This window comes from Umezawaea sp. NPDC059074, assembly GCF_042738955.1.
GTDB lineage: Bacteria > Actinomycetota > Actinomycetes > Mycobacteriales > Pseudonocardiaceae > Umezawaea.
The window spans coordinates 128662-143829 of the sequence record NZ_JBHYHC010000006.1 but is presented as its reverse complement, the minus strand read 5'-3'; the positions used below and the strand labels follow the sequence as shown (position 1 = coordinate 143829).

Annotated in this window: 15 protein-coding genes; 5 read left to right on the top strand and 10 right to left on the bottom strand. The window is 69.0% G+C overall.

Annotated elements, in window-relative coordinates; genetic code table 11:
• Nucleotides 1-13: 13 nt before the first annotated feature.
• From ACFWW9_RS05075 to ACFWW9_RS05060, 4 genes are read right to left on the bottom strand one after another with little or no spacing between them, the layout of a single operon-like run.
• Nucleotides 14-916, bottom strand: coding sequence for a fumarylacetoacetate hydrolase family protein (locus tag ACFWW9_RS05075; RefSeq protein WP_390371541.1), 903 nt, complete (start codon nt 914-916; stop codon nt 14-16).
• A complete protein-coding gene (locus ACFWW9_RS05070) occupies nt 913-1635 on the bottom strand; it encodes a TIM barrel protein (RefSeq protein ID WP_390371538.1) in 723 nt (240 codons plus the stop codon). The genes ACFWW9_RS05075 and ACFWW9_RS05070 overlap by 4 nt, the downstream gene beginning before the upstream one ends.
• Nucleotides 1632-3026 (bottom strand): FAD-dependent monooxygenase, encoded by a 1395-nt coding sequence (locus tag ACFWW9_RS05065; RefSeq protein ID WP_390371621.1) that lies wholly within the window; start codon nt 3024-3026, stop codon nt 1632-1634. Before ACFWW9_RS05065 ends, ACFWW9_RS05070 begins: the two co-directional genes overlap by 4 nt.
• A 13-nt stretch (nt 3027-3039) precedes the next feature.
• Entirely contained in the window at nt 3040-4764 is a 1725-nt protein-coding gene (locus tag ACFWW9_RS05060; protein WP_390371618.1) for a dihydroxy-acid dehydratase, read from the bottom strand.
• Between the two features lie 19 nt (nt 4765-4783).
• Here ACFWW9_RS05060 and ACFWW9_RS05055 point away from each other — a divergent pair, with 19 nt between their 5' ends.
• Nucleotides 4784-5419: a GntR family transcriptional regulator gene (locus ACFWW9_RS05055; RefSeq protein ID WP_390371535.1), complete on the top strand. Its 636-nt coding sequence runs from the start codon at nt 4784-4786 to the stop codon at nt 5417-5419.
• Between the two features lie 903 nt (nt 5420-6322).
• On the opposite strand, the gene ACFWW9_RS05050 is transcribed toward ACFWW9_RS05055, so the two are convergent.
• Nucleotides 6323-7129: a S1 family peptidase gene (locus ACFWW9_RS05050; protein WP_390371532.1), complete on the bottom strand. Its 807-nt coding sequence runs from the start codon at nt 7127-7129 to the stop codon at nt 6323-6325.
• A gap of 79 nt (nt 7130-7208) precedes the next feature.
• The gene (locus ACFWW9_RS05045; protein WP_390371530.1) at nt 7209-8234 is read right to left on the bottom strand and encodes a M48 family metallopeptidase; all 1026 of its coding nucleotides are present in this window, start codon (nt 8232-8234) and stop codon (nt 7209-7211) included.
• A gap of 69 nt (nt 8235-8303) precedes the next feature.
• On the opposite strand from ACFWW9_RS05045, the gene ACFWW9_RS05040 reads away from it, so the two are divergent.
• Complete coding sequence (locus ACFWW9_RS05040) at nt 8304-9230, top strand: alpha/beta hydrolase (RefSeq protein ID WP_390371527.1); 927 nt, start codon at nt 8304-8306, stop codon at nt 9228-9230.
• On the opposite strand, the gene ACFWW9_RS05035 is transcribed toward ACFWW9_RS05040, so the two are convergent.
• Nucleotides 9227-9646 carry a VOC family protein gene (locus ACFWW9_RS05035; RefSeq protein ID WP_390371524.1) on the bottom strand — a complete coding sequence of 140 codons (420 nt, stop codon included), beginning with the start codon at nt 9644-9646 and terminating at the stop codon, nt 9227-9229. The two genes, ACFWW9_RS05040 and ACFWW9_RS05035, sit on opposite strands and share 4 nt — an antisense overlap.
• Before the next feature lie 77 nt (nt 9647-9723).
• Here ACFWW9_RS05035 and ACFWW9_RS05030 point away from each other — a divergent pair, with 77 nt between their 5' ends.
• Nucleotides 9724-10455, top strand: coding sequence for a helix-turn-helix domain-containing protein (locus tag ACFWW9_RS05030; protein ID WP_390371522.1), 732 nt, complete (start codon nt 9724-9726; stop codon nt 10453-10455).
• Between the two features lie 5 nt (nt 10456-10460).
• Here the strand turns inward: ACFWW9_RS05030 and ACFWW9_RS05025 are convergent, their stop codons facing one another.
• Nucleotides 10461-10832 (bottom strand): hypothetical protein, encoded by a 372-nt coding sequence (locus ACFWW9_RS05025; protein WP_390371519.1) that lies wholly within the window; start codon nt 10830-10832, stop codon nt 10461-10463.
• A 288-nt stretch (nt 10833-11120) separates the two neighbouring features.
• Here ACFWW9_RS05025 and ACFWW9_RS05020 point away from each other — a divergent pair, with 288 nt between their 5' ends.
• On the top strand, nt 11121-11945 hold the full coding sequence (locus ACFWW9_RS05020) for a hypothetical protein (RefSeq protein ID WP_390371517.1): 825 nt from the start codon (nt 11121-11123) through the stop codon (nt 11943-11945).
• A 540-nt stretch (nt 11946-12485) separates the two neighbouring features.
• On the opposite strand, the gene ACFWW9_RS05015 is transcribed toward ACFWW9_RS05020, so the two are convergent.
• A complete protein-coding gene (locus ACFWW9_RS05015) occupies nt 12486-13115 on the bottom strand; it encodes an RICIN domain-containing protein (RefSeq protein ID WP_390371515.1) in 630 nt (209 codons plus the stop codon).
• A 151-nt stretch (nt 13116-13266) separates the two neighbouring features.
• Nucleotides 13267-13839 (bottom strand): TetR/AcrR family transcriptional regulator, encoded by a 573-nt coding sequence (locus ACFWW9_RS05010; protein WP_390371513.1) that lies wholly within the window; start codon nt 13837-13839, stop codon nt 13267-13269.
• Between the two features lie 75 nt (nt 13840-13914).
• Here ACFWW9_RS05010 and ACFWW9_RS05005 point away from each other — a divergent pair, with 75 nt between their 5' ends.
• Nucleotides 13915-15156, top strand: coding sequence for an alpha/beta hydrolase (locus ACFWW9_RS05005; RefSeq protein ID WP_390371511.1), 1242 nt, complete (start codon nt 13915-13917; stop codon nt 15154-15156).
• Nucleotides 15157-15168 lie beyond the last annotated feature (12 nt).

Genomic DNA, 15168 nt, shown 5'->3' with positions numbered 1-15168 from the left:
CCCTTTCCTGGGGTCAGATCTCGTCGACGATCGGGGTTTCCATGACGCCGAGGCCCTCGATCTCCATCCGCACCACGTCGCCGTGGCGGAGGAAGACCGGCGGGTCCTGGAAGGCGCCGCACCCGGTCGTGGTGCCGGTCATGATCACGTCGCCGGGCGACAGCTCGATCACCTTGCTGATGTCCTCGACGAGGTGCGGGATGTCGACGATCATCTCCTCGCTGGTGCCGTCCTGGCGGAGTTCGCCGTTGACCCAGCAGCGCAACCGCAGCCGGTGCGGGTCGGGCACCTCGTCCTTGGTGACCAGCCACGGGCCGAGCGGGGCGCCGGTCGGGATGCCCTTGGCCCTGGTCATCTGCGCGTACATCGGGTGGATGTGCACGTCCTTGAACGCCAGGTCGCGGGCCGTCACGTCGTTCGCGATGAGGTAGCCGGCCACGTGGTCGTAGGCCCGGTCCAACGGGATGTGCCTGCCGCCCCGGCCGATCACGACGCCGATCTCGGTCTCGTAGTCGAGCTGCTCGGACTGCGCGGGCCGGACGAGGGCGTCGTGCGGGCCGATGACCGTGTTGGACGGCTTGAAGATGATGATCGGCTCCGACGGCGAGGGCGCGTCCTTGCGGCGCATGGCCTCGTCCACGTGGGACTGGTAGTTGCCGCCCGCGACGATGATCTTCTCCGGGCGTGGCACCGGCGGCCCGATCCGGGTGGTCGACTCGTCGACCCACCGCACCGGCCCGGTGAGGGCCTTCTCGACCATCGGCTGGAGCACGTCCAGCAGCGACAGCACGGTGTTGGTGTCCAACGAGGTCAGGCCGAGCGACCGGAACAGCGGGTCGAGCGGCGCGATCCCCTGTCCGGGGACGAACACCCCCGGCCGTTCCGCCCGCTCGGGGCCGTAGCTGACGATCTTCACGAGGGCACTCCCTTCCGGTGCTCGAGGCCGATGAACCCCTGGTAGCCGATCTCGTCGAGGGTGCGTTCCAGCAGGGCGAAGTCCAGCGTCCCGGTGCCGGGACCGCCCCGGCCGGGGACGTCGGCGAACTGGACGTGGCGGACCAGCGGGGCGTAGCGGCGCAGGACGGCCGCGGGGTCCTCGCCCATCATCGCCAGGTGGTAGACGTCGACCAGCAGGCCGAGATCGCCGGTGCCGCACCGCTTTCCGACGTCCTCGACCACACGCGCGGTCTCGTGGACGTCGGTGAGCGCGTAGGCGGGGGTGTCGTGGACGTTCAGCGTCTCCAGCACCACGGTCGCGTCGAGGGACTCCACCACCAGCGCCAGCCGTTCGTCCGCGAGGGCCGACCGTTTTCCGTTGCCGTACAAGGCGTTCACGATCCGGCAGCCGGTCAGCTCCAGCAGTTCCCCGACGGCGTTGAGGTTCTCGCGGAACCGCGCCCCCGCCGCAGGGTCGACGAGGAGTCCATTGGAGCCGCCCGCGTCCAGGTTCAACGACACCAGCCGCACGCCCGCCGCCACCAACGCCCGCGCGAACCCGTCGTCCGGCGGCGTCGGACCGTCGAACGGCCACCAGCTCTCCACGTGCTCGAACCCGGCGGCGGCCGCCGCGGCGGGCCGGTCGAGCAGCGGCAGGTCACCGAACAGCAGGGACAGGTTCGCGCTGTAGGCCCTCATCCCCGCAACACCTCCGCGACGGCCCGGTCGGCGTCCCGGCGGTCGCCCGCCCACGCCACGATCCCGTCCGGCCGCACCACGACCGCGTCCGCGCCGCCGAGCACCTTCGGGTCCAGCACCAGGTCCGCGGTGAGGACGGTGAACTCCTCGGGCAGCAGCACGGCCGACACGAGCACGTCGCCGACGCGCACCGGCGTGTGCGGGAACCGGTGCCCCACCACGGCTTCCCGCAGCGGATCGGCCCCGTGGGCGGGCGCGTAGCCGAACCCGAGGTCCTGGTCGACCGCGTCGATGTGCTCGCTCTGCTCGCGGATCACCACGTCCAGCCCCTCTCGGTCGTCCGCCACGATCGCGCGCCTGATCTCGCCCATCCGCACCCCGTTGCGCACGCTCCACTCCGCGTTGCTCACCGCGACGGCCTTCCGCTCGGCCTCGTAGGTGTCCAGCAACGCGGGAGACGCCCGCCCGCGCAGCACGTGCGCCAGCTTCCAGGCCAGGTTGTGCACGTCCTGCACCCCGGAGTTCATCCCGAACCCACCGGTGGGCGGAAAGGAATGCGCGGCATCGCCAACAAGGAACACCCGCCCGACCCGCCACGTCCGCGCGACCTGCGCACTGATCCGCCAGGTGGCGATCCGCACGACCTCCGGCTCAAAATCCGCCCCGACGGCCCGCCGCACGATCTCGCGCGCCTCAGCCTCCGTAGGCGGCTCAGGCCGGGCAGACACGCCCATCCGCGTCACCATCGTGACCCACCGCTCACGCCCGTCGACCGACGCCACACTCGCGGACTCCCCGGCCCGATCACCGGTCAGGAACTGGATGCACAACCGCCCCCGAGCCCACTCACCGATGTCGCCCCGCCAGTACACGCTCTGCCCGTACCCGAGCAGTTCCCCGTCGAACTCCACCCCCAGCCCACGCCGCACCCCGCTACCAACGCCATCAGCGGCGATCACGTAGTCGGCGACAACATCACCACCGGACGTCCGCACCACCACGTGATCGCCCAGATCCTCGACCCCGGTGATCTCGACCCCTTCCCGGAGATCGGCCACCTCCGCCGCGAGCACCCGCCGCACCACGTCCTGCCCGACCCGGCACACCGACGTCGGACTCAGTTCCTCACGCAGGTCCTCGACACTCCGCGCGACCTCCGCACCGGCCACCGAGTCGCAGTAGATGAACTGGTTCGCCCGACGCGGCAACGCCTCCCGCCGCACCGCGTCCTCAAGCCCCCACCGCGCGAACACCTCCATCGTCCGCGTCCGCACCCCACGGGCACGCGGGTGGTCGTCGACCTCCACCTCACGCTCGAACACCGTGCACGGAATCCCCGCCCGCCCCAACGCCACAGCCGCACTGAGCCCAACAGGCCCACCACCGACCACCACGACCCGAGGCTCACCCACGCTCCACCACCAGGAAGTCGAAGTCGCACCCCTGATCGGCCTGCATGACGTGCTCCCGGTACAGCCGCTCAAACCCCCGCGCCACCGTGACCGGCCCAGGCCACGGCACCCGCCCCGCCAGTTCCACCGGGTCCACCAGCAGATCGATGCGCGACTCCTCCACGTCCAGCTCGATCCAGTCCCCATCCCGGACCAACGCCAACGGCCCACCCACCGCCGCCTCCGGCGCGACGTGCAACACGACGGTCCCACTGGCCGTGCCACTCATCCGCGCGTCGGACACCCGCACCAGATCGGTCACCCCGCGCTCCAACAACTTCCGCGGAATGGGCAGGTGCCCCACCTCAGGCATCCCCGGCCCACCAACAGGCCCAGCCCCGCGCAACACCAGCACACTGCTCTCGTCGACGACCAACTCCGGATCATCGATCCGCGCGTTCAGATCAGCCACCCCGTCGAACATCACAGCCCGCCCCCGATGCCGCACAAGATGCGAACTGGCAGCAGACCGCTTGAGCACCGCCCCATCCGGCGCAAGCGACCCCGACAACAACGCCAACGCCCCAGCAGCCCCCACCGGCTCCCCCACAGTCCCCAGCCGCCGAGACCCCCCTTCGACCACCACCTCACGCCACGGCCGCCCATCCCCGGCAGCGGTGTCGAGATCGGCCAACTCGCTCAACCGCCCCATCAACGCCGGAACCCCACCATCCCCATCCAGCTCGTCCAACAGCCCATCCCCAGACGGCTTCACATCCGCGAGCAAGGGCGTCGAATCACTGATGGCCCGCAGTTCCTCCACGTCCAGGTGCAACCCCAGCCGCCCCGCAATGGCCTGGAGGTGGATGAGCACGTTCGTAGACCCACCCACCGCACACAACACCCGAAACGCGTTCCGCAACGAAGCACCGGTGATCACCCGCGACGGCGCCACCCCACCCCGCGCCAACTCAACAGCCCGCCGCCCAGTCAACTCAGCAGCCACCACCCGCCGCTCAGACCCAGCAGGCACCAACGCCGTCCCAGGCAACGCCATCCCCACCACTTCGGCGACAACAGCCATGGACACAGCGGTCCCCATCACGTTGCAGGTCCCCACCCCACAACTCAAACAGCTTTCCAACCGCGCCCAACCGTCATCATCAAGCCGCCCGGCACGCCGCTCGTCGATCAGCGGCCACAACTGCTCCACCGTCATCGGCCGACCATCCCAAGTGGACACCGGCCGTGGCCCAGCTCCCAACGCGATAGCAGGCTTCCCCGCACTGGCAGCCCCCATCAACTGCGCGGGCAACGTCTTGTCACACCCACCGAGCAGCACCACACCATCGATCGGCGAGGCCAACACCATCTCCTCGGTGTCCATCGCCAACAGGTTCCGCAGGTACATGCTCGACGGCCGCACGAACGCCTCAGCAAGCGAAATAGTCGGAAACTCCACCGGAAACCCACCAGCGGCAACAACACCGCGCTTCACGTGGGCAGCCAACTCCCGCAACCCCCCGTTGCACGGGTTCAACTCACTCCACGTGTTGGCAATCCCGATCACCGGCCACCGCCGAACCCCTTCAGCGGACACCCCACCCCCACGCATGAACCCACGCGCGATCAACCCATCGGGCCCACCGTCAGCGAACAACTCCCCACCACGCCGCCGACTCTCTTGCTGAGACACCACTCCACAGTGACATACACCCACTAGATCCGTGAAGTGCATCAGTGATATATCTAGCTCCATGTCCCTCACCGACACCGTCTACGAACAGCTGAAGGCCCAAATCCTCAGAGTGGAACGAGCTCCAGGCGACGTCCTCTACGAGGCGGTCTTGGCCAACGAGTTCGGCGTCTCGAAAACCCCAGTACGCGAGGCCCTACGCCTACTGGCCCAAACCGGCTGGGTGGTAGTCCTGTCCCGCAAGGGCTACATCGTCCGCCCGGTAGAACTGCGGGACGTACGAGACATCTTCGCCCTGCGCCGCATGCTGGAACCAACATTGGCAGGCGAGGCAGCCACCAACGCCACCACAGCCCAGGTAACCCACCTGCGAACCTTGGTGGACGACCAACAGCAAGCAGGCCCCGACCTGGACCGCGCCCTACGCTCAGCCAGACAGTTCCACCTGGCCCTGGCAGACATCACCGGCAGCCACCGCACCCGCACAATCCTCGAGGACTTGGTGGACGAGGTCAGACGCCTCCACTACCTACTGCCCAACGTGGAAAGCCACATCACGTCAGCAGAAGAACTCAAAGCCCACAACCTCATCCTCACAGCAGTAGCAGCAGGCAACGCCACACAAGCCCAAGCCTTGATGCTCGACCACCTCAACGAGGTAGCCCGCGCCCTGGTAACCGGCTTCGCTGGCGCCTAACCCACTTTCCAGCAGGGTTCACCAGCGACTTCGGCTCCCGGCTCACCCACTCAGCGGCTTCGGCTTCCAGCCTGGCCGGTTGGCGGCTTCGATTTCCAGCCCGCTGTGTCCAATTTGATTTGGGGCCCCTAGATTTGCCCCTTGATCGGGCCAAAAGGCAGTGCCCCAAAGCCCTGCCCGATCTCCAATTTTAAGGGGCAAATCCCCCAAATAAAATCGGACACGAACCAACCAGCCAGCCCCAGCAGGCAGGCAATCGGCCATCAAGCCTGCTGCCGCAGGCAACCCTGCGCCATCAACTCCCGTAGGCCTGCCGCAGGCAACACTTCGTCATGAACCCCGGTGGGCCTGCCGGAGGCAACCCTGCGACTTCCGCCCCTGCAAGCCTGCCGCAGGCAACCCTTCACCCTCAACCGCTGCCAGCCCGTCTGCCGCAGGCAACCTTCAACTGAGGCACCGCAGGTCTGGCCCTTGACACCTGGCCACATCGGCAGCCGTGGCCAGCGGGCCCCCGGCCCAGACTCATCCCCGTGACCAACCCGACCCGGATCTAAATTGCACCGATCGGAACTGCTCTTTCTCTCTTCCGGCCCCCGGCCGGCACTCGCACCGCGCACCAACCGGACTGTGCCGGCAGGTTCTTTTAACCCCCACCCCGGCCGGCCCCCGGTTGTTTTTGCGCCCCCACCCTCTTTCGCTTTGTCAAGCCGTCTTTCCAGGCTTGACAAAGCGAAAGAGGGTGGGATAATTGGCGCAACCGGGGGTTAGCCCCCACAACACCGGACCACCCAAACAAACCCGCAACCCCGATGACACCCCAAACAAGGGTCCCCCACCCGCGAGCACCCCCCGATACACACGCTACCCACAAGGTCCGACATTCCCGGACCCCAACCCCACCCCTCAGTTAGCCGGATCGGGTGAAGAACCCGCTTCCTCCAACTCCGCCTCCAACACACTCCCAAACGCAGCCACCCGCGCATAAACCCCAGGCTTCCCAGCCCGAGCACACCCTTCCCCCCAAGACGTAACCCCGATCAACTTCCCCCCAGCAACCAACGGCCCCCCAGAATCCCCCTGACACGTATCCACGCCACCCTCAGGAAACCCAGCACAAACCATCATCCCCGAGTCGTACTGCGAATAAGCGGCCCTACAAGCCTGATCCGACGTCACCGGCACAGAAGCCCCCAACAGGTACCGCGACGCAGCCCCCTGCTCACTCACCCGCCCCCACCCAAAAACAGCGGCGACACCCCCAGCCCGGTACAGCCCCACATCCCCCACCCCAGCCAAGGGCAACGCCGCATAGGTCAACGACTTCCGCAGCGTCAACACAGCCACGTCCGACCCCCGCTCAGCAGCGACGTACTCCGGATGCACCCACACCCGGCTGACGCCGCTCACCACCCCGTCGGACCCCTTCTTGTCCTCCCGCCCGGCCACCACCCGAAACGCCCCGGCCGCCCGCCCTTCCGCACAGTGAGCGGCCGTCAGCACCTTCGTGGGCGCGACGAGCGTCCCCCCGCAGAACTGGAACCCGTTCGCGTCCGTCAGGTACACGACCCACGGGTGGTCCACGATCGAGGCGCGCTCGCCGCCGATGATCCGCTCGTCTCCCGACGCGGACGCGACCCCTGGCAGAGCGGCCGCCACCAGTGCCGCCACCGCCACGACGAGTACGGCGATACGTCGCTTGCTCTCCCTCACGGGACCTCCTCAACGGGTTCCAGTACCACCGAGGAGGCTAGGCCATACGTCCGACAAAACTAGGCCGTTCAGCCCAACGTCAGTTGTTCGGGGAGTTCCCGAACTTGCTCCACACCTTCCCCGCCGTGTTCCCCAGCACCTCGCCGAACTCGTTGAACACCTTCATCAACGGGTCCTCGGACGTGCTCATCGAGTCCTTGTAGGACTTCGCGGCGGACTTGATGTCGTCGGTGAACGAGCTGGTCGGCCGGTCGTCCTCGCGGCGCTGGTACTCGCCGGTGAGGATGGCGCGGTACTCCTCACCCGCCGCCCACTTCTGCAACTCGGCCGCGCGCACCACGGCCAGCGGGTGGGTCAGCGGCCAGGTCTTCACCAGCTTGAGGACGCTGTCGCGGATGTCCTCGACCTGCTCGTACTCCTTGGCCTGCTTGAGGAACTCGGCGGTGTCCACCTGGGACCCGTCCATCCCACCGGCCAACGCCACGTGGACGCGCAGCGCCGCGGACGGGTCCTGCACGCACAGCAGCCCGGCACGGTCGCAGGACAGCTCGGTCTTGCGGTACCACTCGTGCAGCGCGGCGATGACGGCGCGGATCGCCCAGTAGCCCGCGGGCATCCAGCCGAGGCTGAACTGGAGCTGCATCAGGCGTTGCAGGATGGTCTGGTAGAGCGCGTGGCCGGACAGGACGTGGCCCATCTCGTGGCCGATGGCGAACCGCAGGCCCTCGTCGTCCAGCAGTTCGATCAGGCCCGTGGTCAGCACGATGAACGGCTTGTCGATGCCGAGCGTCAACGCGTTCGGCACCGGGTTGCGCTGCACGAACACCTCGGGCGCCGGGTCGATGTCCAGCGTCGCGGCCGTTTCCAGCCGCAGGCGGTCCAGCTTGGGGTACTGCTTCGGGCCCACGCGGATGGACGACGCCAGGTACACGAGGCGCTCGCCGCGTTCGGTGAACGCGCCCGCCACCGCCTGGAGCACCGGGCCGATGCCCGGCACCGCGCGCAGCAGCGCGAGCGCGCCGCGGTCGGCCGGATGTTCGTACGCCCGCGGACTGATCCCCGCGAAGCGCACCCTGGCCGTCGAACGTTCGATCTCCTCGGTCATCACCCCAGGTTAGACACGATTCGAGACTCGGCCTGCCGAAACGGACCAATCAGCGGGCACACTGCACCGATGACCGCTGACGTCCTTGGTGCCGACTTCGAGACCCGCGCCCTGCCCGTGAACGGCGGAGCCGCGACCGCCACCCTCGTGCGGCACCGCGCGCCGCAGGCGAGCCGGGGCGCGATCCTGTACGTGCACGGCTGGGCCGACTACTTCTTCCAGCGCCACGTCGCCGAGCACTACGCGGCGCTCGGGTTCGACTTCTACGGCGTCGACCTGCGCGCCTACGGCCGTTCCCTGAGGCCGGGCGAGACGCCGAACTTCATCACCGACATCACCGACTACTTCGAGGAGCTCGACAGCGCCGCGAAGCTCGTCCGCGAGGACGGCCACGCGAAGCTGGTGGTCATGGGCCACTCGACCGGCGGCCTGATCACCAGCCTGTGGGCGCACGAGCGACGCGCCGACCAGGTCCTCGACGCGCTGGTGCTGAACAGCCCGTGGTTCGACCTGGCCGAGCCGCGGATCATGCAGACCGTCGGCACGGCCGTGGTGCGCGGCGCGGGCCGCCTGTCACCCAAGCTGGTGATCAAGCCCGGCATGGGACCGGTGTACGGCGAGAGCATCCACCGCGACCACCACGGCGAATGGGACTTCGACCTGAAGTGGAAGCCGATCGACGCGTTCCCGGTGTACGCGGGCTGGCTACGCGCCATCCGCATCGGCCACGCCAGGCTGCACGCGGGCCTCGACGTCCGCGTGCCGTCGCTCGTGCTGCGCTCCGACGCCAGCCACCTGCACGCGAAGGCCTGGTCGGAGCGGGCGATGGTGACCGACACGGTGCTCGACGTCGAGCACATCGAGCGCTGGGCGCCGAAGCTCGGCGGCCAGGTCACGTCGCTCGCCATCGCGGGCGGCATGCACGACCTGTTCCTGTCCGCCGAGCCCGTGCGCGACCGCACGTTCGCCGCGATCGACGAGTTCCTGGACCGCTAGACCTCGTGCGGCTGGGGCCGGTGGTGGACGTACTCCACGATCGTCCCGTCCGGGTGCCGGGCCGTGAGCCCGGCCCCGGTCGGCACGTCGATCCGCGCGTCCAGGATCTCCGCACCCCGCGCCACCAACCGCTCCTCGTACACGTCGAGGTCCGCGACCAGCAGCGTGCCGTGCGTAGCCCGGAACGGCTCGACCACCTCCTCAACGCCTTCGACCAGCAGGAACGCGCCCACGGTCGCGATGCTCAGCCCCTTCTCCGGATACGGTGTGCGCAGATCGACCTCCACTCCTTGAAGCTCCTCGTAGAACGCGATGGCGTCGTCCAGCCCACCGGGCGGGACGAACGCGCGGACGTACGGACGGGGTGTCGTGCGGGTGGACGAGTCGGGCTCGCGCCGCCAGAGCTGATCGGTCATGCCTCCACCCTGCGACCCGGACGTCCACCGGACGAGACACCGGTTCATGGGGTTACCGGCGGTCATAGGCTCGGACCGTGTCGACGAAACAGGAACTGGGCGCGTTCCTCCGCGCCCACCGCGAGCGCCTGACCCCGTCCGACGTCGGCTTGGCGGGCGGCGGCCGCCGCCGCACCCCCGGCCTGCGCCGGGAAGAGGTCGCGGCCCTGTCCGGCGTCGGCCTGGCCTGGTACACGTGGCTGGAACAGGGCCGCGTCGACACCTCACGCCAGGTCCTCGACGCCGTGTCCCGCGCCCTCCACCTGGACGCCGACTCCCACAGCCACGTCCTGACCCTGGCGGGCCTCCTCCCCACGCCCGCCCCTCAACTCCCCCTCACCGCGACCCTCGCCCCGCTGGTCAACACCTGGCCCGGCCCGGCGGCGGCCGTGGACCGCCACTTCGACCTCCTCACCGCCAACCCGGCCTACCGGGACCTGTGGCGCCTCCCGGAGACCAACCTCGTCCTGCTCCTCACCGACCCCGCGCTGCACGACCGGATGCCGGACTGGGAACCACTGGCACAGGACGTGTTCCGCCAGTTCCGCCTGCACGCCGACCGCCACCCCGACGACCCGCGCACCACCGACCTGCTCACCCGCTTCACCCGCGAACGCCCGGAACTGGCCCCCTGGTGGGAATGCCGCTCCGTCCAGGAGTTCCGCACCACCACCGCGACCATCGACGACAGGTCGTGGACGTTCTCCCTCCTACGCCCCAGCGAAGACCCGGAAGCGGGCGTGCTGCTCCTGAGGCCGGGGCTCCGCTGACCCGCTTACCGCTTCTCCGGCCTGGGAAGCAGGAGATGCACGGCGAAGCCGGCCGCAGTACCCAAGAGGACCTGGTAGGCGATCGACAGCTCACGCTGCGAGCCGAGGTAGAACACCGCGTCGAGCTCGGTGCTCACCAGACCGGCCATGGTGATCAGCCCGGTGACGTGCCAGCCGAAGAACCCCGCCGTCCAGATGGCGAGCGGCCAATGCGTGCGGGCGGGGCGGCGCAGGACCAGGTAGGCGGAGAACGCGGCGGCGGCGTTGAAGAGCACGGCCAAGGCGATCAGTTCGAGCGAGCCGACGCCGAGCGTCGCGATCGTCTGCACCGCGGCCAACGCGAGCACCACCAGGCAGCCGAGCCGTGTCTTGTCCACGGCGCGGATGGTAGCCGCGGTGAGCACGACCCGATCGGCCGCGCCCACCGCTGATGTTGTCCCACGCGGGTGGTCCTGGAAGCAGGTCGGTGCCGCGACGAGCAGGGGAAGTCGTTGCCGCGTCGCATGTCGAGTGGCCAGGCGACGGCGCGTTCGACGACCCACCGGCGCCGCGGCCCAGCCTGTCGCGGTCGACGGCCGACAACCGAGGTGTGCAGTTCACGGCGAACACCTGCTCCTCCGTGCTAGACAGGAACCATGGGTTGGGGGCTCAGAGTTCTGCCATGGGTGGGAATCGTGGTGCTCGTGGTGTCCACCACCGCGGACTCCCCGGTACCGCCCCGCACGACCACCACAGTGATGGCGGCTCCGCAGCCACCACTGCCGCCGCTGCCGTCGACCACGGAGCCGCCACCGGTGACAGCGTCCTTGCCGCCGGTGCACGTCAGCTCGTCCTTTGACGGTCACGCTTCCGCACCGGTCTTCGTGTTTCCGGACGCGTTGGACGAGGAGACCCGCCTGCGGCTGATGAAACCGGAACGCGGCGAGGGGTCCGGGTACCCGAATTTCGAGGTGGGCCGCTGGAGGGTGGACGCGGGTGGCGTGCCGTCCGCCGAAGCCGAAGTCGACGGCGTCCGCAGGTCCATGTCGAAGCACTCCGTCCAGGTGACCAACAAGCACGGCGAGCAGATGCGAGTGCTGGATGTGCGGGCTGTGGTCCTGGAGCGGCGACCGGCCTTCGCGGGCACCCTGCTGCTGGACACGGGGATAGAGGCACCGGACCTGGCCCCCGCCAGCGTCGATCTCGACCAGCCGGAGGGACGCCTGGTCAGTGCGCAGTCCGGTCGCCCCCTGCTCGACGTCGAGCCCCTGGTCGCGGAGCGGGGTGAGACTGCCAGGGTCGACTTCACCGCGTTCACCTCCGCTCATGACTACCTCTGGGAACTGCGGTTGACGGTCCAGTACGGGGATTCGGAACCGGAGGAGCTGGTGATCCGCTCGGACGGAACCGTTGACGGACCGCCGTTCCACACCACCGCGTGGAACCGGGACTGGCACTACGCGGGCGGCGCCCACGAACTGCACTCCGGGCCCTGCTGCTACGCCGGTTGACCACGCCGCGGAACCGTATTCGTCAGCCCGGAACGCGATGACCGGATCGCCGGCCGCGTGGCCACGGGGTGAGGTTTCGACGGGCCTGCCACGACACCACCGAACCTCAGGCGAGGACAGACGCGCCGAACCGAGTCCGGGCGGTGGACTTCCAGTCCGACGCCACCACCGACGGCCACCCGTTCACGATCGTGTCCATCGTGGACGAACACACCCGCGAATGCCCCGGCGACCTGGTCGAACGGTCCACCACCGCGGACCGGCTGGTCGACGAGCCGGACCGGATCGCCTTGGCCCGTGACTACCCGGCGGTGTCGCGCAGCGACAACGGCTCGGAGTTTCAGCACGAACATGATCGACCAGCCTGCTGTCACACCCCGAGGACGGGCGGTGAACCGAGGGATCGGTGGGTTCGACCGGGCCTCGCGACTCGTCACGCAGCGAGGCGTTGCGGCAGGTCATCCGCAACCGATGGTCATGACGGCCAGGCCCGATCGACCCACGGGAACACCCTTCACGCCCTGGTTCGGCCGATCGTGGTCAGCGCCAGAAATGGTCCGGGAATGTCCCGCAGGGCCATTGGATCACCCTTTCCCCTTCCGCGGTGCTCGCACCCGGAACTGCCAAGCACTGGCCGGTCCCGTAATTGACGAAGCGCGACGTCCCGCCCCAGTTCTCCACGCGCCAGAAATGGTCGGGGAAGGTGCCGCACGGCCACTGGATGACCTGGATCCCCGCCTCGCCGCTGTTTCCGGGCACGGCGAGGCACTGGGTGCTGTTGAGGTTGATCACCCGGTAGTGCCGGACCCCGTCGACGTTCCACGCCTCCAGCCCCCACTGGTGGTCGCGGAACGAACCGCAGGTCCACTGGATGAGCCCGGTCCCCGCCGCAGTGCTGCCACCGGGTACCGCGAGGCACTTGCCGCTGTTGTCGTTGACTATGTGCCCGAACGCCGCCGCGACCGCGGGATCTCGGACCGGGTCGAACTCCAGCTTCACCGCGTTCGCCACGTGCGGTTCCAGACCGGCGGTCGCCGGTGGCGCGTCAGCGGCGGCGACCCCCGCACCCACCAGCACCAGACTCGCGACCGCGGTCAGCAGAACAGTTCCCCATCGAAACACGAATAACCCCCTGAGAACACGAGGGGGCCAGAACGAATCACCGGTCACGACCCCCCTCAGAATCTCGCGACCGAATAGATCGTCACATCCGGGCCACCCGTGAAACAAGAGGATAAACCGAGCAACACCCGATCGAGTTACCTACGAGCAAAATGATCCCACCGGTCAAATAACCACGGCGGAGCTTAATAGGAAATCATCAGACCACTCCCGCACGAGCGGCGGCAATCGCGGCATGAGCGGCCCGTTCGGCGACAACGGCATCCACCGGCTCACGAGTGATGAAAACCCGGTAGTACAGCGGCGCGCACGCCAGCCGAACCACCTCGACCGGATCGACCCCACCGGGGAGTTCACCGCGATCGACCGCGCGGACGACGACCTTCGCCGCCTCCTCCTGCCGAGCGGCGTAGAACGCCTGGAGCGCCAAGGCGGCGCGAGGCGACTGGAAGGACGCGGCCACGACCGCCGTCGGCACCCCGGCATCACCGAACGCCGAGGCGATCTCGACCGTGACGGCGACCAGGTCGCCCTCGACGGTCCCGGTGTCCGGCACCGGCCACGGCGTCTCGCGGGTCTGGTCGAGCGCGTCGGCGAGCAGGTCGTCGACGCCGCCCCAGCGCCGGTAGACCGTGGTCTTGTGGACGCCCGCGCGGGTCGCGACGGCGTCCACGGTGAGCGCCGGGTAGCCGTGGTCGGCCAGTTCGGCGTAGGTCGCGGCGAGCACGGCGTCGCGGACGCGGGCCGAGCGGCCGCCGGGGCGAGTCGTCATGGGAATCCAGTTGCGTCGTCGGGACGGGCGTGACCACAATAACGCAACTCGAGTTGCATTAGGGAGGGTTGCCGAGTGCTGTCGGACCGCCTCACTCGTTTCACCGCCGAGGCCGAACGGGATCCGGTCGCCGCCACCGAACGGCTGCGCGCGGACCTCGTCGACGCCGGTGGACCGCTGGTACAGCGGATCAACGACGACACCGTTCGGGTGACGTTCGTCTGGATCGGCCCGGAAGAGCAGGTCTCGGTGCGAGCGCAGGTGTTCGACGACCGCAACGCGCTGTCGCACCCGATGCGGCAGGTGCCGGGCACGGACGTGTGGCACCTCGACGCGGTGGTCGCGTCCGACGTGGTCACCACCTACCAGTACCTCGTCGACGACCCGTTCCCCGACGCCGACCACGAGGACCTGGCAGCGCTGGGCAAGCTCATGCTCGAGGCGCGCACCAGGATGTTCGCCGACCCGGTCAACCCGCGGCGGCTGTTCCCGCAGATGGCCGTCGTCGCGGGTGAGCGGACCGCCGACCCGCGGCACTGGGACTCGGTGCTCCAACTCCCGGACGCCGACCCCGTCGACTGGTTCGACGCGGAGCCCGCCGAGCGCGGCACCCTGACGGAGCATCGGCTCGACGACCGGACGATCACCGTCTACACACCGCCCGGCTACCGCCCCGACGAGACGTACCCGCTGGTGGTGCTGCTGGACGGCGAGTGCTGGCCGCTCGTCGCCGACCTCCCGACCGCGCTGGACAACCTGATGGGCCGCGAGATCGCGCCCGCCCTCGTGGCGATGGTGCACAACCTCGGCGGCATGGGCCCGCGGATGGCGGAGTTGGCCTGCGACAACGCTTTCGCCGCGCTGCTCGCGGACCGCGTCGTGCCGTTCGTGCGGTCGCTGCACGCCGTGGCGGACCGGGTCGTCGTCGCGGGCAACAGCCTCGGCGGCCTCGCCGCCGCCCACGCCGCCCTCGAACGCCCGGACGTGTTCGAGGCCGTCCTCTCCTGCTCCGGCTCGCACTGGTGGGGGTACGACGGATCGGGCTGGGGCAAGGACTCCGAGCCCGAGTGGCTGACCCGCCGGTACGCCGACGCACCCCTGCTGCCGTTGCGCTTCTGGGTCGACGTGGGCTCACTGGAGACCGGTTCCGGCCCCATCTCGCCCGGCGTCGACCAGCGCGCGGCCAACCGCCACCTGCGAACCGTGTTGCGCGCCAAGGGATACCGCGTCGACTACCACGAGGCGCCCGGCGGCCACGACTTCGCCACGTTCCGCCGCAGCGTCGTCCGCGGCCTCCGCGCCCTGCTCCCCGCCTGAGAGGACCGACCG